This is a genomic window from Bradyrhizobium oligotrophicum S58, from assembly GCF_000344805.1.
Lineage (GTDB): Bacteria > Pseudomonadota > Alphaproteobacteria > Rhizobiales > Xanthobacteraceae > Bradyrhizobium > Bradyrhizobium oligotrophicum.
The window spans coordinates 1,804,720-1,830,179 of record NC_020453.1 but is presented as its reverse complement, the minus strand read 5'-3'; the positions used below and the strand labels follow the sequence as shown (position 1 = coordinate 1,830,179).

General features: G+C 66.4%; 20 protein-coding genes. 13 read left to right on the top strand and 7 right to left on the bottom strand.

Going from position 1 to position 25,460, the window contains the following annotated elements; translation table 11 throughout:
* Positions 1 to 71 precede the first annotated feature (71 nt).
* The gene (locus S58_RS07735; RefSeq protein WP_015664711.1) at positions 72 to 1,244 is read right to left on the bottom strand and encodes an isovaleryl-CoA dehydrogenase; all 1,173 of its coding nucleotides are present in this window, start codon (positions 1,242 to 1,244) and stop codon (positions 72 to 74) included.
* A 224-nt stretch (positions 1,245 to 1,468) separates the two neighbouring features.
* On the opposite strand from S58_RS07735, the gene S58_RS07730 reads away from it, so the two are divergent.
* Together S58_RS07730 and S58_RS07725 are read left to right on the top strand one after the other, a co-directional pair.
* Entirely contained in the window at positions 1,469 to 2,764 is a 1,296-nt protein-coding gene (locus S58_RS07730; RefSeq protein ID WP_015664710.1) for a cytochrome P450, read from the top strand.
* Positions 2,765 to 2,974: 210 nt separating this feature from the next.
* On the top strand, positions 2,975 to 4,246 hold the full coding sequence (locus S58_RS07725) for a cytochrome P450 (RefSeq protein WP_015664709.1): 1,272 nt from the start codon (positions 2,975 to 2,977) through the stop codon (positions 4,244 to 4,246).
* Positions 4,247 to 4,311: 65 nt separating this feature from the next.
* Here S58_RS07725 and S58_RS07720 read toward each other — a convergent pair whose 3' ends face one another.
* The gene (locus S58_RS07720) at positions 4,312 to 4,566 is read right to left on the bottom strand and encodes a hypothetical protein (RefSeq protein WP_015664708.1); all 255 of its coding nucleotides are present in this window, start codon (positions 4,564 to 4,566) and stop codon (positions 4,312 to 4,314) included.
* A gap of 186 nt (positions 4,567 to 4,752) precedes the next feature.
* Between S58_RS07720 and S58_RS07715 the strand changes: the two genes are divergently transcribed.
* The 7 genes from S58_RS07715 to S58_RS35770 all read left to right on the top strand — a co-directional run bounded on the left by S58_RS07715 (position 4,753) and on the right by S58_RS35770 (position 13,000).
* Positions 4,753 to 5,298 carry a thiamine pyrophosphate-binding protein gene (locus tag S58_RS07715; protein WP_015664707.1) on the top strand — a complete coding sequence of 182 codons (546 nt, stop codon included), beginning with the start codon at positions 4,753 to 4,755 and terminating at the stop codon, positions 5,296 to 5,298.
* Positions 5,298 to 5,879 carry a thiamine pyrophosphate-dependent enzyme gene (locus S58_RS07710; protein WP_015664706.1) on the top strand — a complete coding sequence of 194 codons (582 nt, stop codon included), beginning with the start codon at positions 5,298 to 5,300 and terminating at the stop codon, positions 5,877 to 5,879. Before S58_RS07715 ends, S58_RS07710 begins: the two co-directional genes overlap by 1 nt.
* Positions 5,880 to 6,039: 160 nt before the next feature.
* Positions 6,040 to 7,206, top strand: a complete 1,167-nt coding sequence (locus tag S58_RS07705; RefSeq protein WP_015664705.1) for an acyl-CoA dehydrogenase family protein — start codon at positions 6,040 to 6,042, stop codon at positions 7,204 to 7,206.
* A 9-nt stretch (positions 7,207 to 7,215) separates the two neighbouring features.
* Positions 7,216 to 8,328, top strand: a complete 1,113-nt coding sequence (locus S58_RS07700) for a CaiB/BaiF CoA transferase family protein (protein WP_015664704.1) — start codon at positions 7,216 to 7,218, stop codon at positions 8,326 to 8,328.
* Between the two features lie 2 nt (positions 8,329 to 8,330).
* The gene (locus tag S58_RS07695) at positions 8,331 to 9,179 is read left to right on the top strand and encodes an FAS1-like dehydratase domain-containing protein (protein WP_144058274.1); all 849 of its coding nucleotides are present in this window, start codon (positions 8,331 to 8,333) and stop codon (positions 9,177 to 9,179) included.
* Between the two features lie 134 nt (positions 9,180 to 9,313).
* Positions 9,314 to 10,936, top strand: coding sequence for a benzoylformate decarboxylase (mdlC, locus tag S58_RS07690; RefSeq protein ID WP_015664702.1), 1,623 nt, complete (start codon positions 9,314 to 9,316; stop codon positions 10,934 to 10,936).
* A 330-nt stretch (positions 10,937 to 11,266) separates the two neighbouring features.
* On the top strand, positions 11,267 to 13,000 hold the full coding sequence (locus S58_RS35770; RefSeq protein ID WP_015664701.1) for a hypothetical protein: 1,734 nt from the start codon (positions 11,267 to 11,269) through the stop codon (positions 12,998 to 13,000).
* A gap of 457 nt (positions 13,001 to 13,457) precedes the next feature.
* Here S58_RS35770 and S58_RS07680 read toward each other — a convergent pair whose 3' ends face one another.
* Together S58_RS07680 and S58_RS07675 are read right to left on the bottom strand one after the other, a co-directional pair.
* Positions 13,458 to 15,161, bottom strand: a complete 1,704-nt coding sequence (locus S58_RS07680; RefSeq protein WP_015664700.1) for an outer membrane beta-barrel protein — start codon at positions 15,159 to 15,161, stop codon at positions 13,458 to 13,460.
* Between the two features lie 436 nt (positions 15,162 to 15,597).
* Complete coding sequence (locus S58_RS07675; protein WP_015664699.1) at positions 15,598 to 16,395, bottom strand: SDR family NAD(P)-dependent oxidoreductase; 798 nt, start codon at positions 16,393 to 16,395, stop codon at positions 15,598 to 15,600.
* Between the two features lie 86 nt (positions 16,396 to 16,481).
* Here S58_RS07675 and S58_RS07670 point away from each other — a divergent pair, with 86 nt between their 5' ends.
* Positions 16,482 to 16,952: a MarR family winged helix-turn-helix transcriptional regulator gene (locus S58_RS07670; RefSeq protein ID WP_015664698.1), complete on the top strand. Its 471-nt coding sequence runs from the start codon at positions 16,482 to 16,484 to the stop codon at positions 16,950 to 16,952.
* 775 nt (positions 16,953 to 17,727) lie between these two features.
* Here S58_RS07670 and S58_RS07660 read toward each other — a convergent pair.
* Both S58_RS07660 and trhA read right to left on the bottom strand, forming a co-directional pair.
* Complete coding sequence (locus tag S58_RS07660; RefSeq protein WP_015664697.1) at positions 17,728 to 18,522, bottom strand: SDR family oxidoreductase; 795 nt, start codon at positions 18,520 to 18,522, stop codon at positions 17,728 to 17,730.
* 24 nt (positions 18,523 to 18,546) lie between these two features.
* Positions 18,547 to 19,242: a PAQR family membrane homeostasis protein TrhA gene (gene trhA / locus S58_RS07655; protein WP_015664696.1), complete on the bottom strand. Its 696-nt coding sequence runs from the start codon at positions 19,240 to 19,242 to the stop codon at positions 18,547 to 18,549.
* 191 nt (positions 19,243 to 19,433) lie between these two features.
* Between trhA and S58_RS07650 the strand changes: the two genes are divergently transcribed.
* On the top strand, positions 19,434 to 20,897 hold the full coding sequence (locus S58_RS07650) for a YcjX family GTP-binding protein (RefSeq protein WP_015664695.1): 1,464 nt from the start codon (positions 19,434 to 19,436) through the stop codon (positions 20,895 to 20,897).
* Entirely contained in the window at positions 20,894 to 21,922 is a 1,029-nt protein-coding gene (locus S58_RS07645) for a YcjF family protein (RefSeq protein WP_015664694.1), read from the top strand. Before S58_RS07650 ends, S58_RS07645 begins: the two co-directional genes overlap by 4 nt.
* Before the next feature lie 3 nt (positions 21,923 to 21,925).
* Here S58_RS07645 and S58_RS07640 read toward each other — a convergent pair whose 3' ends face one another.
* Entirely contained in the window at positions 21,926 to 23,431 is a 1,506-nt protein-coding gene (locus S58_RS07640; RefSeq protein WP_015664693.1) for a glycosyltransferase family 39 protein, read from the bottom strand.
* Positions 23,432 to 23,658: 227 nt separating this feature from the next.
* Here S58_RS07640 and S58_RS07635 point away from each other — a divergent pair, with 227 nt between their 5' ends.
* Positions 23,659 to 25,392: an adenylate/guanylate cyclase domain-containing protein gene (locus tag S58_RS07635; protein WP_015664691.1), complete on the top strand. Its 1,734-nt coding sequence runs from the start codon at positions 23,659 to 23,661 to the stop codon at positions 25,390 to 25,392.
* The last annotated feature ends 68 nt before the right edge of the window (positions 25,393 to 25,460 follow it).

Here is a 25,460-nt window from a genome sequence, read left to right as displayed (position 1 = left end):
TTGAATAAAATATCTGCAATGGCCGGTTGGCGAACGCTTTGTCCGCCGCAGCGCAGCCCCGGACCAGAGCGTCAGGACGTCTTGTCGAACAATTCCCGCCCGATCAGCATGCGCCGGATTTCGCTGGTGCCGGCGCCGATCTCGTAGAGCTTGGCGTCGCGCAGCAGCCGCCCGGTCGAATAGTCGTTGATGTAGCCGTTGCCGCCGAGCAGCTGGATCGCATCGAGCGCGCACTGCGTCGCCTTTTCCGCCGCGAACAGGATGGCCCCCGCCGCGTCCTCGCGCGTGGTCTCGCCGCGATCGCAGGCCTTGGCCACCGCATAGACATAGGCGCGCGCGGCATTCATGGTCGTGTACATGTCGGCGACCTTGCCCTGCACCAGCTGGAAGGTGCCGATCGGCTGGCCGAACTGCTTGCGCTCATGGACGTAGGGCAGCACGGCGTCCATGCAGGCCTGCATGATGCCGAGAGGACCCGCGGCGAGCACGGCGCGCTCGTAGTCGAGACCTGACATCAGCACGTTGACGCCGCGGCCGACCTGGCCCAGCACGTTCTCCTCCGGCACCTCGCAATCCTCGAACACCAGCTCGCAGGTGTCGGAGCCGCGCATGCCGAGCTTGTCGAGCTTCTGCGCGGTCGAGAAACCTTTCATGCCCTTCTCGATCAGGAAGGCGGTGATGCCGCGCGGCCCACCTTGCGGATCGGTCTTGGCGTAGACCACCAGCGTTTCCGCCACCGGTCCGTTGGTGATCCACATCTTGTTGCCGTTGAGGACGAAGCGGTCACCCTTCTTGTCGGCGCGCGTCTTCATCGAGACGACATCGGAGCCGGCCTGCGGCTCGGACATCGCCAGCGAGCCGACATGCTCACCCGAGATCAGCTTGGGCAGATATTTGCGCTTCTGCGCCTCGTTGCCATTGCGGCGGATCTGGTTGACACAGAGGTTGGAGTGGGCGCCGTAGGACAGGCCGACCGAGGCCGATGCGCGCGAGATCTCCTCCATGGCGATGCAGTGTTCGAGATAGCCCAGGCCCGCGCCGCCATACTCCTCTTCGACCGTGATGCCGTGCAGGCCGAGCTCGCCGATCCTGGGCCAGAGGTCGCGCGGAAACTGGTTGGAGCGGTCGATCTCGGCTGCGCGCGGCGCGATTTGCTCTTGCGAAAAGCTGGCCACCGTCTCGCGGATCGCGTCCGCCGTCTCGCCGAGATCGAAATTGAACATGCGCTGCGCGTTGGCGATCATGGTGGCGGCCTCCTGCTATTCTTCTGCTTTGCAACAATCGCCCACAGCCATATTCCGTGCCGTGGCGCTTGTCACGCCCTGCGTCCCGCCAGACACCAGCGTTCCGACGCAAGACCTTCCCAGCCTGCCCCGTCAAACTCCGCGCTTGCCCCGCACTCCCGGGCAGGATGTAATCGCGTCAAGTATCGCCGGGCACCGAGAATCCGGTCATCAGGGAGACGTCCATGCACGGGTCCACCATTACGGCCGAGACACGCCGGCATGCCGCGACGGGCAAGCCCGCCATCGACGAGGCCGCGAGCCGCGCCGCATCGCTGCCGCTGGCGGAATTCGATCCCGGTCATCCCGAGCTGTTCCGCACCGACACGCACTGGCCCTATTTCGACAGGCTGCGCCGCGAAGAGCCGGTGCACTACTGCAAGAACTCGATGTTCGGTCCCTACTGGTCGATCACCCGCTATGACGACATCATGGAGATCGAGACCAATCACGCTGTGTTCTCCTCGGCCTCCGCGCTCGGCGGCATCACCATCCGCGACGTCGATCCCGAGTTGCGCCGCGAGAGCTTCATCGCGATGGACCCGCCGCGCCACGCCGCACAACGCAAGACCGTGGCGCCGATGTTCACGCCGACGCATCTCGACGAGCTCGCCATCAACATCCGCAAGCGCTCCGCCGAGTGCCTGGACAATCTGCCTGTTGGCGAGGTGTTCGACTGGGTCGACCGCGTCTCGATCGAATTGACCACGCAGATGCTGGCCGTGCTGTTCGACTTCCCTTGGGAGGACCGCCGCAAGCTGACGCGCTGGTCGGACATCGCGACCACGATCCCCGGCCCCGACGGGCTGGTGGCGACCGAGGACGAGCGTCAGGCCGAGCTGATGGAGTGCGCCCGCTATTTCGCCCGGCTCTGGCAGGAGCGCGCCAGTCAGCCGCCGAAGAGCGACCTGCTGTCGATGATGGCCCATAGCGAGGCCACACGGAACATGGACCCGAAGAACTTCCTCGGCAATCTCGTGCTGCTGATCGTCGGCGGCAACGACACCACGCGCAATACGATGTCGGGCAGCATCTACGCCCTGAGCCAGCACCCGGAACAATATCGCAAGCTCAAGGACAACCCGGCCCTGATCGACAGTTTCGTGCCCGAGGTCATCCGCTGGCAGACGCCGCTCGCCCACATGCGCCGCACCGCGCTCGAAGACTTCGAGTTCCGCGGCAGGCAGATCAGGAAGGGCGACAAGGTGGTGATGTGGTATGTCTCGGGCAACCGCGACGAGACCTCGATCGAGCGCCCCTACGACTTCATCATCGACCGCATCAGGCCGCGCCAGCATCTGTCGTTCGGCTTCGGCATCCACCGCTGCGTCGGCTTGCGATTGGCCGAGTTGCAACTCAAGATTATCTGGGAGGAAATCCTCAGGCGATTCGATCATATCGACGTGATGGACGAGCCGAAGCGGGTCTATTCGAGCTTCGTGAAGGGATATGAGACATTGCCGGTGCGGATCGCGGTGTAGATTTGTTTGGAGACGATTCGATGCGGCACGAGCGGTCCTGTAGGGTGGGCAAAGGCGTTTGCGCATCGCGCGAACGCTGTGCCCACCATCTTTCGATCGGCGCGAAACGCGGTGGGCACGCTTCGCTTTGCCCACCCTGCGCATCCTGGTCGCGACGAAGGCGGGCAGCTCATCTCGATTGTTGAGCAAGTATTCAGAAAAGGACCCTCCATGACCGTCCAGGCCGCGCTACGTTCCGACCACGCCGATCGGCTGCGCGACGCGCGGCTCGAGGCCTATTCGACGCCGATCGAGGACTTCCATCCCGGCGCGCCCAGGCTGTTCCAGAACGACACGATCTGGCCATGGTTCGAGCGGCTGCGCAAGGAGGCGCCGGTGCACTACTGCACCAAGGCGCCGATCGAGCCCTACTGGTCTGTGACGCGCTACCACGACATCATGCATGTCGACACCAACCACGCGATCTTCTCGTCCGACGTCAGTCACGGCGGAATCACCATCCGTGACGTGGCACCCGGCTATGAGTGGCCGAGCTTCATCGCGATGGACGAGCCTGTTCATGGCGAGCAGCGCAAGACCGTGTCGCCGATGTTCACGCCAGATCATCTCGACGAGCTTGCTGTGCTGATCCGGCAGCGCTCGGCCAAGGTGCTCGATGCGTTGCCGCGCAACGAAACCTTCAACTGGGTCGAGAAGGTCTCGATCGAGCTGACGACGCAGATGCTGGCAACGCTGTTCGACTTCCCGTTCGAGGAACGGCGCAAGCTGACGCGCTGGTCGGACGTCTCGACCGCGCTGCCCAAGAGCGGCATCGTCTCTTCGGAGGAGGAGCGCCGGCGCGAGCTCGCCGAATGCGCCGAGACGTTCGGCCGGATGTGGAAGGCGCGCCAGGCCGAGCCGGGCCGCGACCTGATCTCGATGATGGCGCACAGCGAGGCGACCCGTCACATGACGCCGGACAATCTGATGGGCAATCTGATCCTGCTCATCGTCGGCGGCAACGACACCACGCGCAATTCGATGACCGCCTCGGTGCTGGCGCTGAACGAGAACCCGGCCGAGTATCAGAAGCTGCGCGACAATCCGGCGCTGGTCGAGACCATGGTGCCCGAGGTGATCCGCTGGCAGACCCCGCTCGCGCATATGCGCCGCACCGCGCTTGTCGATACCGAGCTCGGCGGAAAGACAATCAAAAAGGGCGACCGCGTCGTGATGTGGTACGTCTCGGGCAACCGCGACGAGGAGGTGATCGAGAACCCCGACGCCTTCATCATCGACCGCAAGCGGCCGCGCATCCATCTGTCGTTCGGCTTCGGCATCCACCGCTGCGTCGGCATGCGGCTCGCCGAGCTGCAGCTGCGCATCGTCTGGCAGGAGATCCTCAAGCGCTTCGACCGCATCGAGGTCGTCGGCGAGCCGAAGCGGGTCTATTCCAGCTTCGTGCGAGGCTACGAGTCGCTGCCTGTGAGGATTCCGGGGTGAGGGCCACGCCTGAGGCCCCCACTTGTTCGATCACCCGTCGTCGCGACCGGGGGGCGCGATTCGAGTTAGAAGCCGCGACTGAAATTACCGTCAGCCCGCCCAATCTCGAGCGCTTGGGCCTTCGACACCCGATCGCGGCACATGATGTATTTCAGAACCTGGGCGTCGGTGCCGGCGCGATGTGCACGCCACATCTCCAGCGTGAAGCCGTTCTTGGCCATGCAGGCCTGGGAGTGCGGACTGTCGCTGCGCTCTCTGGCGTTCGCGGCATTGGAAGCGAGGAGCGCGGTCGATACAAGAAAAATACCAAGCAGTTTCATCAAAATCATTCCTCTGCGATGTCATGTGAGATCAAACACGGGAAGAATAGCGAGCACGATCGCAAGTACAAGCGTCAGGCCGCCCATAAAATTCCGGGGGCCGTGGTCAACCTGATGCGATGAGACGCAACGCGTGCTTTGACCCGATCACTTGCCTTTGCAGGTGCTCATTTACCGAAGGACATCATGGCAGTATCCGACACGCAGACCAAAGGCCCCGACTGGCCGCTTGCCATCTACGAGTCACTGAAAGCCGCAGACGTCAGGCAGCTCTGCTACGTGCCCGACGCCGGGCACTCGCGCCTGATTCGTCTCGCGCATGACGATCCCGCGATCGCGACCACGGTGCTGACCACCGAGGAGGAAGGCATTGCGCTGTCGGCCGGCGCCTGGCTCGGCGGCCAGCGCGCGGTGCTGCTGATGCAGTCGAGCGGCGTCGGCAACTGCGTCAACATGCTGTCGCTGCTCGCGAGCTGCCGCTTCCCGTTCCTCACCTTCGTGACCATGCGCGGCGAATGGGCCGAGTTCAATCCGTGGCAGGTGCCGATGGGCAAGGCGACGCAGGCCGCCTTCGAGATCATGGGCGTCACGGTGTTCCGGCTGGAGCGTGCCGAGGACGCCGGCGAGATCGCCTCGGCTGCGGCCATGCTCGCTTTCGACAGCGATCAGCCGATCGCGGTGCTGATCTCGCAGCGGATGATCGGCGCCAAGAAGTGGACGGAGAGCAAGTGATGGGCGCAACACTCGATCGTCGCGCCGCGGTGAAGGCGCTGCTCGCAGACCGCGGCGACATGCTGGTCGTCAGCGGCCTCGGCTCGTCGTCCTACGATGTGGTCGCTGCCGGCGACCATCCGGCGAACTTCTATCTGTGGGGCGCGATGGGCGGCGCCGTCATGATCGGCCTCGGCCTGGCGCTGGCGCAGCCATCGCGGCCGGTCGCGGTCATCACCGGCGACGGCGAGCAGCTGATGGGGCTCGGCAGCCTCGCGACCTCGGCTGCCAAGAAGCCGAACAACCTCTCCATCATCGTGCTCGACAACGCCCATTTCGGCGAGACCGGCATGCAGATGAGCCATTCAGGGCTCGGCGCCAGGCTGGAGCTGATCGCTGCCGGCGCCGGCTTCCCCTCGGTGAGCACGATCGAAACGCGTGCTGCGCTCGACGCCTTCCGGCCGAAGCTGCACGATCTGCAGGGTCCGCATTTCGTCCGCGTCGCGATCTCGACCGATCATGTCGACCGTGCCCTGCCGCCGCGCGACGGCGTATTCCTGAAGAACCGTCTTCGCGCCCATCTCGGATTTCCCGTCAGCTAGAACGCCAACGCGGCGCGAGCGCTATGCTGCTGCGGCGGAGCCGGACGCGCGCGGCGTGGTCATTCCCTGCTTGCCAAGGGTGGCATGCTTCGTCATAGGCTATGACGAACAAGCATAGGGAGACCGCCGGGCCGCGCGACAACGGCCCGCGGAGCAGCGAATGACAGAACACCATCCGCACGACGAGCTTGCCGACATCCGCGACGCGGTGGCAAAACTCTGCGCCCAGTTCCCCGGTGAATATTGGCGCCAGCTCGATCGCGAGATGGCCTATCCCTCCGCCTTCGTCGACGCGCTCACGCAGGCCGGCTATCTCTCCGTGCTGATCCCCGAGGAATATGGCGGCGCCGGACTGAAGCTGTCGGCCGCGGCCGCGATCCTGGAGGAGATCCAGCGCGCCGGCTGCAATGGCGGCGGCTGCCATGCGCAGATGTACACGATGGGCACCGTGCTGCGTCACGGCTCTGCGGAGCAGAAGGCGAAGTGGCTGCCGAAGGTCGCCAGCGGCGAATTGCGGCTGCAGGCGTTCGGCGTCACCGAGCCGACCTCGGGCACCGACACCTCCTCGCTGAAGACGTTCGCGAAGCGCGACGGTGACAGCTACATCGTCAACGGCCAGAAGATCTGGACCAGCCGCGCCGAATATTCCGACCTGATGATCCTGCTCGCGCGCACCACGCCGAAGGACCAGGCGCAGAAGCGCACCGATGGCCTCTCGGTCTTCATCGTCGACATGCGCGAGGCCAAGAAGGCCGGGCTGACCATCCGACCGATCCGCACGATGATGAACCACGCCACCACGGAAGTGTTCTTCACCGACATGCGCGTGCCGGCCGAGAATCTGATCGGCGAGGAAGGCAAGGGCTTTCGCTACATCCTCTCCGGCATGAATGCCGAACGCATCCTGATCGCAGCCGAATGCGTCGGCGACGCCAAATGGTTCATCGCCAAGGCGACCAACTACGCCAAGGAGCGTGTCGTGTTCGGCCGGCCGATCGGCCAGAACCAGGGCATCCAGTTTCCGATCGCGAAGGCCTATGCGTCGATGCGCGCCGCCGAGCTGATGGTGAGGGAAGCGACGCGCAAATACGAGGCCGGACAGGATTGCGGCGCCGAGGCCAACATGGCCAAGATGCTCGCGGCCGACGCCTCGTTCGAGGCGGCGAACGCCTGCATCCAGACCCACGGCGGCTTTGGCTTCGCCGAGGAGTACGATGTCGAGCGCAAGTTCCGCGAGACCCGGCTGTACCAGGTCGCGCCGATCTCGACCAATCTCATCCTGTCCTACGTCGCCGAGCACGTGCTCGGCATGCCCAGGTCGTACTGAGGTCCTGCCATGCTGCCGCTTGAAGGGATCACCGTCGTCGCCGTCGAGCAGGCTGTGGCGGCGCCGTTCTGCTCGTCGCGCCTCGCCGATGCCGGCGCCCATGTCATCAAGATCGAGCGGCCCGAGGGCGATTTCGCTAGAGGCTACGATGCTGCCGCCAAGGGGCAGAGCAGCTACTTCGTCTGGCTCAACCGCGGCAAGGATTCTCGTGTTGTCGATCTCGCCAAGCCGGAAGGCCGCGCCGAGTTGGAGAAGCTGATCGCGAGCGCCGACGTGCTGCTGCAGAACCTCAAGCCGGGCTCGATGGACAAGATGGGCTTTGCGCGCGAGCGGCTGCGCAACGACTATCCGAAGCTGATCTGCTGCACCATCACGGGCTATGGCGACAGCGGGCCTTATGCCGACCGCAAGGCCTATGATCTGCTGATCCAGGCCGAGAGCGGCCTCGCCTCGATCACCGGCGGCCCGGACGGGCCGTCGCGCGTCGGCATGTCCATCGTCGATGTCGCAACGGGCGCCACCGCGCATGCCGCGATCCTGGAGGCGCTGATCAAGCGCGGCAGGACCGGCGAAGGCGCCGACATCCGGATCTCGATGTTCGACGTGATGGCCGACTGGCTCACGGTGCCGCTGCTCAACGCCGAGGCCGGCAACGCCCCGAAGCGCATCGGGCTGGCGCATCCGTCGATCGCGCCATACGGCGTGTTCACCTCGAAAGACGGCAAGGACATCCTGATCTCGATCCAGAGCGAGCGCGAGTGGACGACGCTGTGCGCCAAGGTGCTGGAGCAGCCGGCTTTGCCTGAAGATCCCCGCTTCAACACCATGGTCGCGCGCGTCCGCAACCGCGCCCTCACCGACGGCATCGTCGCTGAATGCTTCGCGGCATTGTCGCGCAACGAGCTGCTCGCAAAACTCGCCGCCGCCGACATCGCCTTTGCCGAGGTCAACAGCATGGCGGATCTCGCCGTCCATCCGCATCTGCGGCGCATCGAGGTGAGCACGCCGAACGGCACCGTCAGCTATCCGGCGCCGGCGGCGATCGTCGTCGGCGACGACAGGCGCTATGGCGCGGTGCCGGCGATCGGTGAGGCCGCCTCGCCGCACCAGCGAAAGGGATGATCATGACGGACACGCTCGATCTCGATCACCTCAGGCAATGGGTCGGCCGCAGCGCCGAGGCGACCGACATCGTCACCGCGCAGCTCACCAAGGGCCTGCGCGCGACGCTGTTCCAGGACATCGGCGAGCCCACGACCGGCCAGGTCGCCCCCTACACGGTGCATTGGTGCCTCGGCCAGCCGGTGTTTCCACATGATCAGCTCGGTCCCGACGGCCATCCGACCCGCGGCGGCTTCCTGCCGCCGGTGCCGCTGCCGCGGCGGATGTGGGCCGGCGGCGAGGTCCAGTTCGTCGATCCCCTGCGCGTCGGCGATCTCGCGACCCGCGTCTCGACCATCTCCGACATCTCCTTGAAGAGCGGCTCGACCGGCCAGCTCTGCTTCGTTTCCGTCGAGCACGTCGTGTCGACGCCGCGTGGTGTTGCCATCCGCGAGCGCCAGGACATCGTCTACCGCGACATGGGCGGCAGCCAGCCTGCGCCGGCGAAAGCGCCGCCGCCTCCCCCGGCCGCGCAGCACAGCGAGAGCCATATCTCCGATCCCGTGCTGCTGTTCCGCTATTCGGCGCTGACCTTCAACGGCCACCGCATCCATTACGACCGCGACTACGTCACCAAGGTCGAAGGCTATCCGGGCCTGATCTTCCACGGCCCGCTGCAGGCCGCGCTGCTGATCGAGTTCGCCGCCAAGCTCAAGGGCAAGCCGCCGGCGAAGTTCGCCTATCGCGGCGTGCAGCCGCTGTTCGAGGGCACCGAGTTCTCCGTCAACGCCAACAGCAGCGACGGCGGCCTCGAGCTATGGACCGCCAATGCCGAGCGGCAGCCGACGATGAAGGGCACGGCGACGTGGTGATGGCGTGCCCCGATGTGAAACATATTCTCCGTCATCGCGAGCGAAGCGAAGCGATCCAGAATGGTTCCTCATTGGCAGCCTGGATTGCTTCGTCGCTTCGCTCCTCGCAATGACGGCAATTCGGGGAAACGCCTTTGGCCAAAACAACGAAAACAACAACCAAGCCCATCACGGTCAAGCAAGCCACCTTCGAGCTGCTGCGCGCGTTCGGCGTCAAAAAAGTGTTCGGCAATCCCGGCTCGACCGAGCTGCCGTTCCTGAGCGATTGGCCCGACGACATCGACTACGTGCTCGGCCTGCAGGAGGCGAGCGTGGTCGGCATGGCCGACGGCTATGCGCAGGCAACGCGCAATGCCGGCTTCGTCAATCTGCATTCGGCGGCCGGCGTCGGCAACGCGCTCGGCAACATCTACACCGCGTATCGCAACCAGACGCCGCTGGTGATCACCGCCGGTCAGCAGGCACGTTCGATCCTGCCGCTGCAGGCGTTCCTGTATGCCGAGCGTCCGTCCGAATTTCCGAGACCCTACGTCAAATACAGCGTCGAGCCGGCGCGCCCCGAGGACGTGCCGGCCGCGATCGCGCGCGCCTACTACACCGCGATGCAGCCGCCCTGCGGCCCGACCTTCGTCTCGATCCCGATCGACGACTGGATGCATCCGGCGCAGCCGGTCGCAGCGCGCAAGATCAGCCGCGAGCTCGGCCCGGACCGCGCGGCGATGGACGAACTGGTCGGCGCCCTCACTGCCGCGAAAAATCCCGCACTCATCGTCGGCCCCGGCATCGATCGCGCCGGCTGCGTCGAGCTGATGGTCGCGGTCGCGGAGAAGGCCAAGGCGAGCATCTGGGTCAGCCCGTTCTCAGCGCGCTGCTCGTTCCCCGAGCGCCATCCGCAATTCGCCGGGTTTCTGCACGCCGCGCCCGGGCAGTTGTCGGACGCGCTGAAGCCGCACGACCTCGTCGTGGTGATCGGCGCGCCCGTCTTCACCTTCCATGTCGAGGGCCATGCCGCGATCTTCGACGGCGGGACGACGATCTATCAGATCACGGATGACGCTGATGGCGCCGCGGTACCGCCGCTCGGCACCAGCATCGTCGCCACCATGCGCCCGGCGCTGTCGCTGCTGCTCGAGCTGATGCCCGAAACCAAACGCGCCGCGCCGAAGGGCCGCGCGCTGCCCGAAGCGCCAAAAGCGTCCGATCCGATCCCGGTCGACTATCTGCTGCATACGCTGTCACAGACCCTGCCCCAAGGGAGCGCCATCGTCGAGGAGATCCCCTCGCACCGCCCGTTGATGTACAAGTTCATGCCGATGCCGGGCGCGGACTCCTTCTACACGATGGCGAGCGGCGGCCTCGGCTACAGCCTGCCGGCCGCGGTCGGCATGGCGCTGGGACGGCGACAAGGCCGCACGGTGTGCCTGATCGGCGACGGCTCGGCGATGTACTCGCTGCAGGCGCTGTGGACCGCCGCGCAGCGCAAGCTGCCGATGACGGTCGTCGTCATCAACAATTCCGGCTACGGCGCGATGCGCTCGTTCAGCCAGGTCATGCAGGTGCGCAATGTCCCTGGGCTGGAGCTGCCTGGACTCGATTTCGTCAAGCTCGCCGAAGGCATGGGCTGCGACGCGGTGCGCGTCAGCAAGGCGGCCGAGCTCGCTGGCGCCTTGGCCCGCAGCCTCGCGCATGACGGCACCAGCCTGGTCGAGGTGATGGTGGATTCCGCCGTGCCGCTGCTCTACGCGCAGAAGAGCTGAAGGCTCTGTTCGAACAGCGGACGCGCTGTCAACGGCCGATGACGCGACAATGAGTCGCATCTTCAATGGCAACAGCGTGGCGTGCCTCGAAACGGGCATCAGCGGGCCCAGAAGGCGCAACCACTGCTGGCACCGACAAGCGGTTGTTTCCAAAGCTGTCTGGCGCGCCGCGCCATCCCGTCGCGGCCTGCCCGCCGCAAATGACGCGAAATCCTGCCCTGACCTTGCAAGCAGACGCCACGCTGCTTGCAAGGTCCGACCATCCTGCAAACCAAAATCATTTTCAAAAGGTTCCATCATCGATCCAGCGTACCCAAGGGAGTTGAGCTGATGGCGGACAAGAAGAACCTTCAAATCGCGTCGTCGAGAACAGATCTCTATCGTCATGTCAGCGTATTGGCCCTGATGTCGGCGCTGGCCATGGCGGCGCTGCCGCACCAGGCCAACGCACAGGCCATGGCCCTGGCGACATCGGCCACCACCAACGCTGCCGCGAAGGCCGCGCAGGATGCCGCCGTGAAGGCTGCAGCCCAGGCCGCCGCCAAGGCTGCCCAGGACGCGGCCGCCAAGGCTGCGGCTGCGGCCGCTGCCAAGGCCGCCCAGGACGCTGCAGCAAAGGCGGCCGCGAAGGCTGCGACCGACGCTGCCGCCAAGGCCGCAGCCAATGCCGCTGCGAAGGCTGCCGCCACCGCCGCCGCCAAGGCGGCTGCAACCGCGGCGACGACGGCTGCCGCGACCGCCGCGAGCACTGCGGCCAAGACCGCCGCAACCACCACCACCGCGGCCGTGACGACGGGCACTGCCACCAAGACCGTCGCCGCCGCCACTCCGGCGACGACGGCCGCCGCGTCGACCAAGACGGCCGCCACCACGACCACGACGGGCACCGCCAAGACCGCTGCCGCGACCACCGCAAGCACGACGACGACGGCCGCCAAGCCCGCAGCCGCGGCGGCTGCAACCACCACCGTCGCCGTCGCCAAAGCCGCCGCGACTCCTGCGGCCGCTGCCACGCCGGCCAAGGCCGCCGCAGCAGCCTCTTCGAGCAGCGATGCCGTCGCCAAGGCCAACGCCGCAGCCGCGGCCGCAGCGCAGACCGCGGCCACTGCCGAGGCCCAGGTCGCAGCCGACCGCAAGGCCATCGACGCCGCACGTCAGGCCGAGCAGAACGCGAAGGGCGCCGCGATCGAGGCCCAGGAGCAGGCCGAGAAGAACCCGACTGCAGCCAACCAGGCAGCGGCCACCGCGAATGCCGCGAAGCTCGCCGCGGCCTCCGCCGCGCTGCAGGCCGCGTTCCAGAAGCTCGACAAGGACATCGACGTCTCCAACGAGGCCAAGGAGGCCGCCAACGCCGCCAAGGATACGGCGCGCGAGACCGCGGAAGCTGCCGGGAAGGCCGCCCAGCAGGCCGGCCAGGCCGCCGGCAACGCCAACAATGGCGGCGCCGCTGCCGGCAATGGCGGCAACGCCAACAACAACAATAACAACAATCAGCAGAACCAGGCGGCTCAGGAAGCCGCCGAGCAGGCCGCGCTGCAGGCGGCGTTGAAGACCGGTGAGCAGGCGCGTGCAACCGCGCAGCAGAAGACCCAGGCTGCGCAGGCCGCCGCGACGGCCAACCAGAAGGCGGTCGAGGCCGCGCTGAACCAAAAGATCGGCGTGCTCGATGCGGCGATCGAAACGGCCGAGCAGAAGGTGAACGCCGACCGCCAGGCCCTGGAGAAGGCGCGCCAGGTGGCCCAGCAGGCGACGCAGGATGCGCAGGAAGCCGCCGAGGTCCTCGAGCGTGCCAACAATGCGGCCAACCAGGCCGCACTGGCTGCCGCCCAGGCCAAGGCGCAGACCACCGCGGCCGCCTTCAATCAGGCCAACGCCGCGCTGAACGCCGACAACCAGGCCTTGACCCAGGCCCGCGAGACCGGCGAGCAGCAAGAGCAGGCGCTGCGGGCTACCGCCCAGCAGCAGGTCCAGGCCGGCTATACCGCCGCCCAGCAGGCGACGCAGGCCGCGTGGGCCGAGGCGCAGCAGATCGGCAATGCCGCGCTGGCCGCACTCGAGCAGTAAAGGCCACTGCGCTCCGCGCCGTCCACCCGCGGCGCGGACCAGATAACGACAACAAGGCCGTGACAAGCCGCATGCCGAACCCGGCCGGAGAGGCGATCATGAGACGGGACTTGACCTCACCCGTCGCGTGATCCCGCCCCGGCCGCCCCCCACCAGCCGGACATGCATTGCCTCCAGCCCCGCCCCCTTGCGGGGCTGTTTTTTGTTGTGCTGACCAGCAGCGAAGTCAGGGGATCAAGGGCCGCTCGCCAGATGAGCCCTCGATCGCGTGCTGTGATGGGAGTGACTGATCACGTTTGCTACTGGGGGGACTCGGGGCTCTCGCACCCGAGCCGCGGCAGCAGTTGCGGCCGCGCGCCGGCCATCTCGTCCCGGCTCTGCAATGCTGGCGCGGCTTGCCCGGGGGGTGATGGCTTGGCGTCCGCGATGACGCTGAGCCAGCCGGCGGCTCACGCGCTCAATACTGGAAGCGCACGCCGACCACGCCGACCACGGCCATGAAATTGTTCATCACGATGTTGGAGCGCGTCCACTCGGTGCGGACCTCGCTCTTCAGCTGGATGTTGCGGTTCATCTTGTAGGTGCCGCCGGCGGCCACGAACATGCGCTGATCGGTCCGACCGATGCCGACGAACTGATCCTGCCCATAGCCGCCGCGCAGCGTGCCGACCAGCCATGGCTCGAACTGATGGTCCATCTGCAGGATCACGTCACGCGACAGGATTCCCGAGACGTTCAGCGCCGGCGTCTCCGACGCCTGCGAGCGCGCCACCAGCACGAAGGTCGTCGCGTCGGTCGCGGCCCAGGCCAGCGTCGCGTCTGCGATCACGCCGCTGACGTTCGGCATCAACGGCGAATCCATCCGGCGCGTGAGATAGCCGACCGAGGCTTCGCCGGTCAGCGATCCCAGATTGACGACGGCACCGCCGCGCGCGGAGATGCCGCTGGAGTCGCGGCGCTGCCCGTTGAAGTCGACCTGCAGATCGTGATTGCGGCGGTCGAAGCTCATGTCGACGAAGGGCGAGATGGTCGGCGTCAGCACATAGGTGACACGGACCTGCGCGCCCGGCTGGGTGTAGTTGCGGTCCTGCGTCCGCAGCGGCACGTTGGCCGTGATGACGGCATCGTTGAACACGACGCGGTCGGCCGTTCCCTTGAACGCGATCTCGGTCGGGCCGATCTTCTGCAGCACGCCGGCGCTGCCGCCGAAGCTCGTGGCGCGCGGCAGCTTGAGCGCGCCCGGCAGCGTCAGGGCATCATTGACGAAACGCGCCTCGCCCGTGACGGCAGTGCCCTCGGTGACGTCGTAGCGGCCTTGCGCCCGCGCCTCGAAGGTCGGATGGCTGATGGAGCGGACGTTGGTGTCCTCGGTGTAGGCGCCGCGAAAATCGGCGTTGAGCTGATGCCGCTCCCATTGCGAGCGGACCGAGACTTCGGTTGCCACGATGGCGACGGGAGATCCAGGTCCACCGGCGCGCCGGGTCGGGTTGGTGTCATAGCCGGCCTGGATCTCGACGGCCGGCTTCACGAGGAATGATCCGACCGTCAAGCCCGTCGGATCGTAGGGCTTGGCTTCGGCCGTTACCGGCGGCGGCCTCACTGTATCGAGATTGCGATCGGGCAGCACATCGCGATTGCGCAGCACGGCCGCAGGCTGGGCCGCGGCCACGGTCTCTGCGGGCTTGGCCGGCGGCGGCAACGCGGCGGGCGCCGCTGCCATCTGCCTGGCGGCCGCTTGCGGCGCGGATTGCGCCGCGCGTGCGGCCTCACGCACCGGCTCGGCCGTTGCCATCAGCGCGCCGCGCGCCGGTTGGAAATTCGCCGGTCCAAATGCAAAGCCGCCGGCCGCCGCGGCGCCCTTGCCGGGTGCAGCGAGCGACGGCGCTCCGGCCTCACGCACCGGACGCAACAGCGCGCTCACGCCGCGTGGATCCTGCCGCATCATCAGCGTCCGGCTGTCGCTCGTGATCCGAGGGACGTTGTAGTAGATGCTGCGCGCGGTGACGTGGCGAAAGAACAGCCGATCGGCACGTCCCGGAACCACATCCGTCGGCTTGGCCTTGATGGTCTGCTGCGCGGACGCGGCGTCGACCACCATGACGGTCAGCAGCAGCACCTCGACGAGCGCAAGCGTGACCCCGCGCTGGGATCGCGTCACCATGAGCCGCTTCGTCCGCACGGCGAACGCGCCGGTCTTATGTGGTGGATGAGCTTGCAACGGAAAGCCGGGGCTGTGCAGAGATCGCGCGAGAATGTCGGGGCGCTGCCGACATCACACGCAGCATATGCACGCGACCAGCTCCCCTTGCCGGCCAGATGACCGGCAAAGGTCGGCAGAAGTTTTGCCGTGCTGGGGAGAGATTGAGAAGCGCTCGCAATCAGCTGCCGTGATGCCGGCCGAACATCATGTTCGGCGTTCGCAGAGAGAACTAATTAGTTCCAACGGCGATGCGCGCCGCGCGACTTTGCAGATATGGGCTGAATTCGGTCTTCGACGTGATGCAGTTTCGACGAACGTTGGGCCGGGTCCGATTCGGCCGATCGCGGCTCTTGCCGCATTCGGGTTGCCACCGGACGATCGGCCGGATCCGTCGGCTTCACGATGCGAGAAACCCGCCATCGGCGGCCAAGACGTGGCCGGCGACATAGGACGACGCGTCGGACAATAGCCAGACCACGGCCTCGGCGATGTCCTCCGGCTGCCCCATCCTGCGTAGCGGCAGACCCGCGGCGACGGTCGCGATGTCGCCGACACCGGCGCGCAGCATCATGTCGGTGACGACGCGTCCCGGCGCGATCGCGTTGATTCGGATGCCGCGCGGTGCCGCCTCCATCGCCGCCGAACGGGCCAGCGAAATGACGGCGGCCTTCGATGCCGAATAGAGCGCGAGCCCGGCATTCGGATTGCGCACGCCGCTCACGGAGGCGTTGATCACGATGCGCCCCTGCCCGCGCGCATACATGATCGGCAACTGCGCGCGCAGACAGAGAAACACCGAGCGCACATTGGCGTCGAACACGTCCTGATAGACGCCGTTACCCTGCTGCTCGAGCGGCGCCCGGCGCTCCTGAAACCCGGCATTGTTGAAGGCGGCATCCAGCCGGCCGTAGCGATCCAGCACAGCCTGCACCAGATGCGCCACGTCGCTCTCGCGCGTCACGTCGGCTCGCACGGCGAGCCCCTCGCAGCCGAGCGCCCGGCATTGCGCCGCCGTGTCCTCGATCTCGGCCTCGCGCCGGCCGGCGACGACGACTGCTTCCGCCCCTTCCGCCGCTAGCTTCAAGGCGGCGGCGCGGCCGATGCCGGAACCGCCCCCGGTGACGAGGCAGACCTGCCCCTGCATGCGTGAGGTCGCGGGCGATCCACCGCGGATCGCGAGCTGCATATCACTCATTTCGTACCCTCCGGCGGGAAGCCGCCGTCGATGCCGCGTTGCATCGCTTATTTGTTGTATGATACAACTATGTGGCAGGAGTCAAGATGTCTGATCCCGATCTCACCCTCGTCGACGATATCCGCGCCGCTTCGCGCCTGATGGTGCGCGAGCTCGGTTTCATGGAATCAACGGTGGCCGCGACCGACCATCCGCCGTCGGCGGTCCACGCCATCGTGGAGATCGGCCTGCGCGGACAAATGACAGCGCTGCAGCTTGGCCAGATTCTGCATCTGGAGAAATCCAGCATCAGCCGCATGGTGCGAAAGCTGATCGACAGCGGCGAGCTGCAGGAGACGATCGATCCCGGGGATGCCCGCAGCAAGCCGCTGTGCCTCACCGCCAAGGGACGGAAGACGCTGGCCGAACTGCATGCGTTCGGCCGGCACCAGGTTCAAGGCGCGCTGGCGTCGCTGTCGAAGGCCGAGCGGCGCACGGTGCGCGACGGCCTGCTGCTGTACGCCCACGCGCTCGAAGCGTGGCGCGCCGCAGAAGCGGACATGCAACCGTCAGGCTGACGGTGCACGACGGGCAGATTGCGCATGCGGGCATGACGAAACTGCCCGTCGTGTTGAAATGTCGCAGCGTCAGGCCTTGCGCCGTCGGGCAAATCAGGACGATGTTTCCGCGCATCCCGCTTCACCACGGAGGGGCGTTGCGCGCGATCGTCACGACACGCGAGGCGGGGATGCGGTGGCCGCGAGAGGTCGCAGCGCTTCTTCGGAGGTGCGGACGAACGATGCTCTTGCGGACGTGAAGTTGCGTGGTCCTGGCGCCCCGAGGCTGGCGCCAAGTTCGTGGCGATGCTCGCGCATCGCTCGGGCGACGGTGGCTAACAAGCCGGACACCGGGGAGATCGCGATATAAGCGTGAAGACCATCGCGCAGGGAATGCCGGGTCGATCCGGCGGCACCTGTGGTACCTGCCGCCTGCATTTTTTTCGCAGGCGGGCCATGGGTGAGGCCGTCACCCGGCATTCCCTGCGCCCTTCGACTTGATGAGGGCGACCGTTTCAGCAGAGCTCGGGCAAAATATGCCGCGAGATTGCGGACGCTTGCCACTGTATGAGTTGGGAGACGAGATGCTTGTCCTGGCGTCATTGCGAGCGCAGCGAAGCAATCCAGGCTGTCATCGCGCGGAGGGATCCTGGATTGCTTCGCTGCGCTCGCAATGACGGATGAGGGAGGATTAGTTCCTCTCAGCGATCTTTCCGCGAGGCGCAAGCCCGAGCGGGAATCTCTGCACGTATCCCAACCGCCACTGCCGTCCCGAGCAAGCCGCGTGACCGCAACCCTACTTCCCAAACTCCTCCCGCATCTTGGCCTGGATCTTGGCCATGCCGCCGAGCCAGCGGTCGTAGTTCTCGGTCTTCTTGCGCATATAGCCGAGCACCTGGGGATGCGGCAGGATCAGGAAGCTCTCCTCGGCAAGGCCCTTCAGCACGTCCTGCGCGACCTGCTCCGCCGAGAGGTCGCCGTCGCCGGATTGTGGCCCCTTCGGGATCGCGCGCAGCATGTCCGTGTCGACGCCCTGCGGGCACAGGATCGAGATCCTGATGTTGTCGGCCTTGTGCGAGATCGCGAGATTCTCGGCAAACCCGACCGCGGCATGCTTGGTGGTCGAATACGGCGCGCTGCCGACCTGCGACAACAGGCCCGCCGCCGAGATCGTGTTGAGGAAATAGCCGCCGCCGCGCGCCTTGTAGCGCGGGATCAGGTACCGCGCGGCATAGACGTGCGCCATGACGTGAATGGCCCAGCTGCGCGCCCATGGCTCGTCGGACGTGCCGCCGACATTCACCGACAGCGGATCGAAGCCGCCACCGATGCCGGCATTGGAACAGAACAGCGCAATCGGCCCGAACTGCCGCTCCGTCTCCTCGATGACGTGCCTGATGTCAGCTTCCAGGGAGACGTCGCATTTGAAAGCCGCGCCGCCGATCGCGTCCGCGACGGCCTTGGCGCCGGCTTCATCGAGATCGGCCACGATCACCTTGGCAGCACCGGCCTTCGCAAAGGCCTCACACAGCGCCCTGCCGATGCCGCGGGCTCCGCCGGTGACCACCACGATGTTGCCGGTCACCTGCATGCAAAGCCCTCCTCGTGGAATTTTCTAGGTCAAGACCAGGTCCAGCACGGCTGTATAGTGGAAGCCGGCGCCCAGCAGCACGAAACCATGCCAGATCGCGTTCTGGAAACGCAAGCGCCGCCACGAGTGGAAGATCACGCCGAGACTGTAGAGGATGCCGCCGGTCAGCACGCAGGCCAGCACCGAGGTGGGCATGACGGTGATGACGCGGTCGTACATCATGATGCCGCTCCAGCCGAGCGCCAGATACAGCCCGATCGACAGCGCGTCGAAGCGGCCCGGCCAGCGCAGCTTGAGCACGATGCCGAAGATGGCCACGCCCCAGACGCCGAGCAGCAGCGCAACCGAGAACAGCGTGTCCTTCAGCGACGCGATGAACGGCGTATAGGTGGCCGCGATCAGCACATAGATTGCCGAATGATCGAACCGGCGCAGCACCCATTTGGTGGGCGAGACCGGCCACAGATTATAGGTCGCCGACAGGATCAGCATCGACAGCAGGCCGGCCACGTAGATCGACACGACCACGATGTCGACGGGGTTGGCATAGATCGAGGTCAGCACCACGAGCACGGTCGCAGCGACCAGGCCGGCGGCGATGCCGACGATGTGGACGATGCCATCGGCAATCATCTCGACCTTGTCGTAATTCCAGCGGACTGCACCGGTGGCGGCGTGGACGGAGGTCGAGGCGAACTGCTTCAGTCGAAATACGTTCATGTAGGAACCTGGTGCCGGTTTTCCGGGACGATCTTGCCCCAACGATTATGGTTTCCAGTGGTCAACGTTCCGTTCAAGTTCTGGTTCTACCCGGAAACAGGCCGGAAATGTGAGCTTGAATCCGGCGTTTTGCATCGCCACCTGTCAAAAATCGCTCACGCCCTTTTCAACAGGCGAATTCCCCCCCTCCCATGGTGTCATTTTCCGAACTCGTCGAGGAAGCGCGGCTCTCGGCCCGCGCTCTGCTCGATTATGGCGAGAGCTTTTTCAATCCGACGATCCGGCTCGGCGTCACCGGGTTATCACGGGCCGGCAAAACCGTGTTCATCACCGCGCTGATCCATGGCCTCGTTCGCGGCGGCCGCCTGCCGGTGTTCGAGGCCCTGGCTTCGGGCCGGATCGCACGCGCCTATCTGGCGCCGCAGCCCGACGACGGCGTGCCGCGTTTTGCCTATGAGAGCCATTTGCGGGCGCTGCTCGCGGAGCGGCGCTGGCCGAGCTCGACGGTCGATATCAGCGAGCTCCGGCTCGTCATCGAATTTCAGCGCGGCAATGGCGCCGAGCGCACGCTCACCCTCGACATCGTCGACTATCCCGGCGAGTGGCTGCTCGACCTGCCGCTGCTCAACAAGAGCTACGAGGAATGGGCACGCGAGAGTCTCGCGCTGTCGCGCAGCGAGCCGCGCGCGCATCTCGCAGCGGCGTGGCACGCGCACCTGGCGACACTCTCGGCCGAAGGCCGCGAGGACGAGCCGGCCACGCTGGAGGCGGCACGCCTGTTCACGGAGTATCTGCGCGCCTGCCGTGACGACCGCTTCGCCATGAGCCTGCTGCCGCCCGGACGGTTTCTGATGCCCGGCAATCTCGCGGGATCACCGGCGCTGACCTTTGCGCCGCTCGACCTGCCGGCCGAGGGCCACGCGACCGATGGCTCGCTATGGGCAATGATGGTGCGACGCTACGAGGCCTACAAGGACATCGTCGTCAGGCCGTTCTTCCGGGATCATTTCGCGCGGCTCGATCGCCAGATCGTGCTGGTCGACGCGCTCGCGGCATTCAACGCCGGACCGGAGGCGCTGCATGATCTCGAGGCCGCGCTGACCGGCATTCTCGATTGCTTCCGCGTCGGCCGCAGCTCGGTGCTGTCGGCGCTATTCCGGCCCCGTATCGACCGCATCCTGTTCGCGGCCACCAAGGCCGACCATCTGCATCACACCAGCCATGACCGCCTCGAGGCCGTGCTGCGGCGCGCCGTCAATCGCGCGGTCGCCCGCGCCGAGAGCACCGGCGCCGAGATCGACGTGGTGGCGCTGGCCGCGGTCCGCGCGACCCGCGAGGCGCTGGTCGCGCGCGGCCGTGACAAGCTGCCGTCGCTGCTCGGCACCCCCGCCGCCGGCGAGAGCGCCAATGGCGAGATCTTCGACGGCAATACCGAGGTCGCAACCTTTCCGGGCGAGCTGCCCGCCGATGCCGAGGAGCTGTTCAAGGGCGGCGCCTATCGCGGCCTGTCGAGCGCCGCCGCCGACGGTACCGATTTCCGCTTCCTGCGCTTCCGCCCGCCGCTGCTGGAACCGGACGCTGGCGGCGAGCCCGCTCTGCCCCATATTCGTCTCGACCGTGCCCTTCAGTTCCTGATCGGAGACCGGCTGCAATGAGCGAACGCGCCAAGCCTCGTCGCCCCCAGACGTTCCGGCTCGACGATCCCGACGTCGTGGTGGTGGACGCAGAGAACACCGCCCGGCCCGGCCGCGGCACCATCCAGATCACCCCGGAAGCCGATCCGTCGCAATTGCCGGTGCCGGTCGAAGCCGTGCTGCCGGTACGGCGCGGCTTCCGCTGGGGTGCGCTTTTTTGGGGATCGGTGGCCGGCCTCGTCCTGCTCGGCCTCGGCCTCGGCGTTACCCACCTGATCGAGGACCTGTTCGCGCGCAGCGAGGCGCTCGGCTATGTCGGCGCCGGCCTCGCTGCGGCTGCCGCGATCGCCCTCGCCGCCGTGATCGGCCGCGAGACCTATGGGCTGGTGCGGCTCGCCACGATCGAGAAGCTGCATCAGCGCGCCGCCGCGGTGCTGCTGTCCGACGATCGCAGCGAGAGCCGCGAGGTCGTTGCCGAGCTGCTGCGGATCGCGCATGCGAATCCAAGACTGGCGCGGCCGCGCGCGGAGCTCGCAGGCCATGCCGACGACATCATCGACGGCGCCGACATGATCAAGCTCGCCGAGCGCGAGCTGATGGCGCCACTCGATGTCGAAGCGCGGCGGCTGGTGTCGGTCGCGGCGCAGCGCGTCTCGGTCGTGACCGCCGTGAGCCCGCGCGCACTGATCGACGTGCTGTTCGTGTTCGTCGCGTCGTTGCGGATGATCCGGCAATTGGCGCGGCTCTATGGCGGCCGGCCCGGCACGCTCGGCATGATCAGCCTGCTGCGCCATGTCATCGCCCATCTCGCCATCACCGGCGGCATGGCGGCGAGTGACAGTCTGATCCAGCAGGTTCTCGGCCACGGCATCGCGGCGAAACTGTCGCAGCGGCTCGGCGAGGGCGTGCTCAACGGCCTGCTCACGGCCCGCCTCGGCCTGGCGGCCATCGACGTGACGCGGCCGATGCCGTTCGCGGCGCTGCCGCGGCCGGCGCTCGCCGATCTCGCCAAGGATCTCCTGCGCAAGCAGGAGGAGAACGAATGAGGCTCAGGCGCGGGGCGTGGCGTCGAGCTCGCCGGCAAGCCAGCGCCATTGATACAACGGCGAATCCGGCGGCGGTGACAGATCCGGCGTCCAGCCCGTCAATCTCTCGAGCGCGTAGCTGTCCATGACCGTACCGCGCCAGCTCCGCTGCACATTGCCGAGCGGCTCGCGGCGCGCGGTGGTGTCAGTCCACAGCCGGCCGGTGTTGTCCGGCTCGCGCACGACATAGAGGCCGGGATGCTCCGCGATCAGGTTCATGCCGGGATCACGGAAGCCCATGAAGCGGGCGCGCTCGTTGACCTGGATCACCGGGACGCGCCCCCGGAAGAACCACCGCATCATCGCATAGGTGCGGTAGTCCGAGGTTGCGATCCAGGTTGCGCCGGTTTTCGCCAGCTCCTGCTCGACCCGCGCCGCCACCTGCTGATACCCCGCCTCGCTGCCGATCGGATCAGCGCGGCCGAGAAAATTCCACGGCGCGGCGACGTAGTAGAGAAAGATCAGGACGACCATGGCGATGCCGGTGACGACCGCCACGCGCGCCCAGCGGACGGTCGAGCGGATCATCGATGTCGGCCAGCCGTCCTGCCGCAGCTTGACGACGTTGATGGCGACGGCCGCAAAGGCGATCGGCCACATGAACATCGGCCAGGTGTCGCCGATCCGCAAGGTGAGCGATTTCCAGAGGAAGTACAGGAACGGCACGAGCACCGCGGTCGACAACAGGATCGCGACCGGCTCGCGCGTGCGGTAGCCACGCCACGCCGTGAGCGTCAGCGCGCACAGCGCGACCGGCAGCAGCACGAAGCCGACCTGTCCGAACTGCAGACCGATGTAGTCACCCAGCGTGCGAAACGAAAACTCGCGTGGCGCGATGGCGCGCACGAACTGGAACCGGAACGAGGCCCAGTCGTGCTGTGCATTCCAGATCAGCACGGGCGAGAACACCGCCAGCGCGATCAGCGCGCCGCACCACGGATACGGGCTGGCAAGCCAACGGCTGCGCCATGCCGGAACGAGCAGGAAAGCCGCCACTCCAGGCAACAGCATCACGACGGTGAACTTCGACAACAGCGCCAGGCCGCCGAACAGGCCGGCAGCCAGCCACCAGCGGCCGTCCTCATTCTCGGCTGTTCGAACGAGGGACCAGACCATCGCCAGCGCAAACGGAATTGCGGCGGTATCCGGCGCGACCTTGGCCATCAGCAGGCCGTAATACAGCGCAGCTTCCGGCAGCAGCACGGCGAGAACCACGGCTCGGGCATCATGCGTGACGCGGCGAACGATGTCGGCGATCAGGAATTGCGACGCGGCCATCGCGAGGATGCCTGCGAAGCGGACGCCGAGATTGGTATCATCGAACAGCGCGGTGCCGAGCCGGATGAACCAGGCGATCATCGGCGGATGATCGAGAAAGCAGAGCTGCAGCTCTTTCGACCAGGTCCAGTAATAGGCCTCGTCGGTGCGCAGATCGAGCACACCGGCATAGACGATGCGAATGATGGTCATGCTCACGACCACCGCCGCGGCGATGAGCGACGAGGCGCGCGCGGACCGCGATGCGGGACTGTCGATGCTGGGGAAGATGGCCGTCACGCGGTGCTTTTCCCCGACTCCGCAGGACGAGTCAACGTTCCCACGCCCGAGCCGCATTGCACGCAACCTCCCGCAGCCCGCCCCTCTAGGCCATCGGGGAATAAATCTCTAGCATCGCGGTTCACGATGACACGGACCGCATGACAATTTCCATTTCCCATCGTTTCCAAACCGTCTTCCGCGGCATCGGCGTGCGGCAGGTGAGGCTGATCTGCGGCATCATTCTCTTCAGCTACCTGCTCAGCCATTTTCTCAATCATGCGCTCGGCAACATCTCTCCGCAGGCGCTCGCCGAGGGCGTCGCTTATCATATGGCGTTCTGGCAGTTCTGGCCGGTCGCCGTGCTGTTCTACGCCGCCGCTCTCACCCATTGTGGTCTCGGCGTGTGGGCGCTCTACCGGCGCCGGCAGTTCAGCCGCGGTACGATGGAGCCGCTGCAGCTCGTGCTCGGCCTGAGCATCCCGGTGCTGATCTTCAGCCATATCGCCGGCGTCCGTCTCGGCCAGGCTCTTTATGGGCAGGAAAAGCTCTACCCGCAGGTTCTGTACTCCTATTGGAGCGGTCCATCCTGGCGCGTCTGGCTGATGTCGGCTGCGCTGCTGACGTCATGGACGCATGGCTGCATCGGCCTGCACATGTGGCTGCGCCTCAAGCCGTTCTACAAGCAAGCCGCGCCGTGGCTGCTCGCCAGCGCCGTGCTGATCCCGGCGCTCGCGCTGCTCGGCTTCTACAGGGGAGGCCGTGACGTCATGGCCGTCAGCGCGACGATACAGTGGCGCGCCGAGAACCTGTCTTTGAGGCATACGGGCATCGCCTCGGAGCAGGCCGTGCTCGATACTATCATGAACGGGTTCCTGATCGGCTATCTCGGCCTGCTCGGCATCGTACTGGTAGCCCGAGGCGTTCGGGCGCTGAACGAGCGGCGCGGCGGCATGGTGACGCTGTCCTACAACAATGGCCGCACCATTCGGGTGCCGAAAGGCCTTTCCGTGCTGGAGGCGAGCCAGCGCAACAACGTCCCCCATGCCAGTACGTGCGGCGGCCGCGCCCGCTGTTCGACCTGCCGTATCCGCGTGATCGGCGACACCAGCGGGCTGCCGAAGCCCTCGGTGCGCGAGGCTTTCGTGCTGGAGCAGGTCGGCGCGGCCGATCCTTCGATCAGGCTGGCCTGTCAGCTGCGCCCCACCGACGACCTTTCGTTCTTTCAACTGTTCATGCCGAACCTGGCGCCCGGCGAACGCAGTAACCCGCGGGCGGGCATCGGGCAGGAACGCTATCTCGTCAGCCTGTTCGTCGACATGCGCGGGTCGACCAGCCTCGCCGAGAAGCGGCTGCCGTTCGACGTCGTGTTCATCGTCAACCGTTTCCTGGGCGCCGTGTCGCAGGCCGTGCTGAGCAATGGCGGCCAGCCCAATCAGTTCGTCGGCGACGGCATGCTCGCGCTGTTCGGATTAGCGGTCGCTCCGCAGGTCGCCTGCGGCCAGGCAGTCCAGGCCGCTCATGACATCGCGGCCAATATCGCCGAGCTCAACGCGGTTCTCAGCCATGATCTGCACGATCCGATCCGTTTCGGCATCGGCATTCACGGCGGCGAAGTGATCGTCGGCGAGATCGGCTATCGCGACCACATGGTGTTCACCGCACTCGGCGACGCGGTCAACGTCGCCTCACGGCTGCAGGATCTGACGAAAACGCTCGGCTGCCAGGTGATCATCTCCGACGAGGTCTACGTGCGGGCGGGGCTTGCCCAGGACACGCTGCCGCAGCAGGAGGTCGAGATCCGCGGCCGCGCCGAGCCGATGCGTGTCAGGACGGCGATGGAGGCCGCCGACCTCGCAGCGCAGGCGCAATCCGACGAAGGCGCAGCTGCATGAGAGGTCGCGTTGAACCTGTTTGGGACGTGCGCAGTCATATCGAGAAGAGTTGCAGCGGGTCGGCGGCA

Bases quoted from the DNA above. Each gene is read 5' to 3' on its own strand.
- S58_RS07660 (WP_015664697.1), bottom strand. From the start codon at position 18,522: ATGCAGGTGACCGGCAACATCGTGGTGGTCACCGGCGGAGCCCGCGGC.
- S58_RS07710 (WP_015664706.1), top strand. From the start codon at position 5,298: ATGGGCGCAACACTCGATCGTCGCGCCGCGGTGAAGGCGCTGCTCGCA.
- S58_RS07670 (WP_015664698.1), top strand. From the start codon at position 16,482: ATGTCTGATCCCGATCTCACCCTCGTCGACGATATCCGCGCCGCTTCG.
- S58_RS07675 (WP_015664699.1), bottom strand. From the start codon at position 16,395: ATGAGTGATATGCAGCTCGCGATCCGCGGTGGATCGCCCGCGACCTCA.
- S58_RS07705 (WP_015664705.1), top strand. From the start codon at position 6,040: ATGACAGAACACCATCCGCACGACGAGCTTGCCGACATCCGCGACGCG.
- S58_RS07735 (WP_015664711.1), bottom strand. From the start codon at position 1,244: ATGATCGCCAACGCGCAGCGCATGTTCAATTTCGATCTCGGCGAGACG.
- trhA (WP_015664696.1), bottom strand. From the start codon at position 19,242: ATGAACGTATTTCGACTGAAGCAGTTCGCCTCGACCTCCGTCCACGCC.
- S58_RS07720 (WP_015664708.1), bottom strand. From the start codon at position 4,566: ATGAAACTGCTTGGTATTTTTCTTGTATCGACCGCGCTCCTCGCTTCC.
- S58_RS07730 (WP_015664710.1), top strand. From the start codon at position 1,469: ATGCACGGGTCCACCATTACGGCCGAGACACGCCGGCATGCCGCGACG.
- S58_RS07650 (WP_015664695.1), top strand. From the start codon at position 19,434: ATGGTGTCATTTTCCGAACTCGTCGAGGAAGCGCGGCTCTCGGCCCGC.
- S58_RS07715 (WP_015664707.1), top strand. From the start codon at position 4,753: ATGGCAGTATCCGACACGCAGACCAAAGGCCCCGACTGGCCGCTTGCC.
- S58_RS07725 (WP_015664709.1), top strand. From the start codon at position 2,975: ATGACCGTCCAGGCCGCGCTACGTTCCGACCACGCCGATCGGCTGCGC.
- S58_RS07640 (WP_015664693.1), bottom strand. From the start codon at position 23,431: ATGACCATCATTCGCATCGTCTATGCCGGTGTGCTCGATCTGCGCACC.
- S58_RS35770 (WP_015664701.1), top strand. From the start codon at position 11,267: ATGGCGGACAAGAAGAACCTTCAAATCGCGTCGTCGAGAACAGATCTC.
- S58_RS07680 (WP_015664700.1), bottom strand. From the start codon at position 15,161: ATGGTGACGCGATCCCAGCGCGGGGTCACGCTTGCGCTCGTCGAGGTG.
- S58_RS07635 (WP_015664691.1), top strand. From the start codon at position 23,659: ATGACAATTTCCATTTCCCATCGTTTCCAAACCGTCTTCCGCGGCATC.
- S58_RS07695 (WP_144058274.1), top strand. From the start codon at position 8,331: ATGACGGACACGCTCGATCTCGATCACCTCAGGCAATGGGTCGGCCGC.
- S58_RS07645 (WP_015664694.1), top strand. From the start codon at position 20,894: ATGAGCGAACGCGCCAAGCCTCGTCGCCCCCAGACGTTCCGGCTCGAC.
- S58_RS07700 (WP_015664704.1), top strand. From the start codon at position 7,216: ATGCTGCCGCTTGAAGGGATCACCGTCGTCGCCGTCGAGCAGGCTGTG.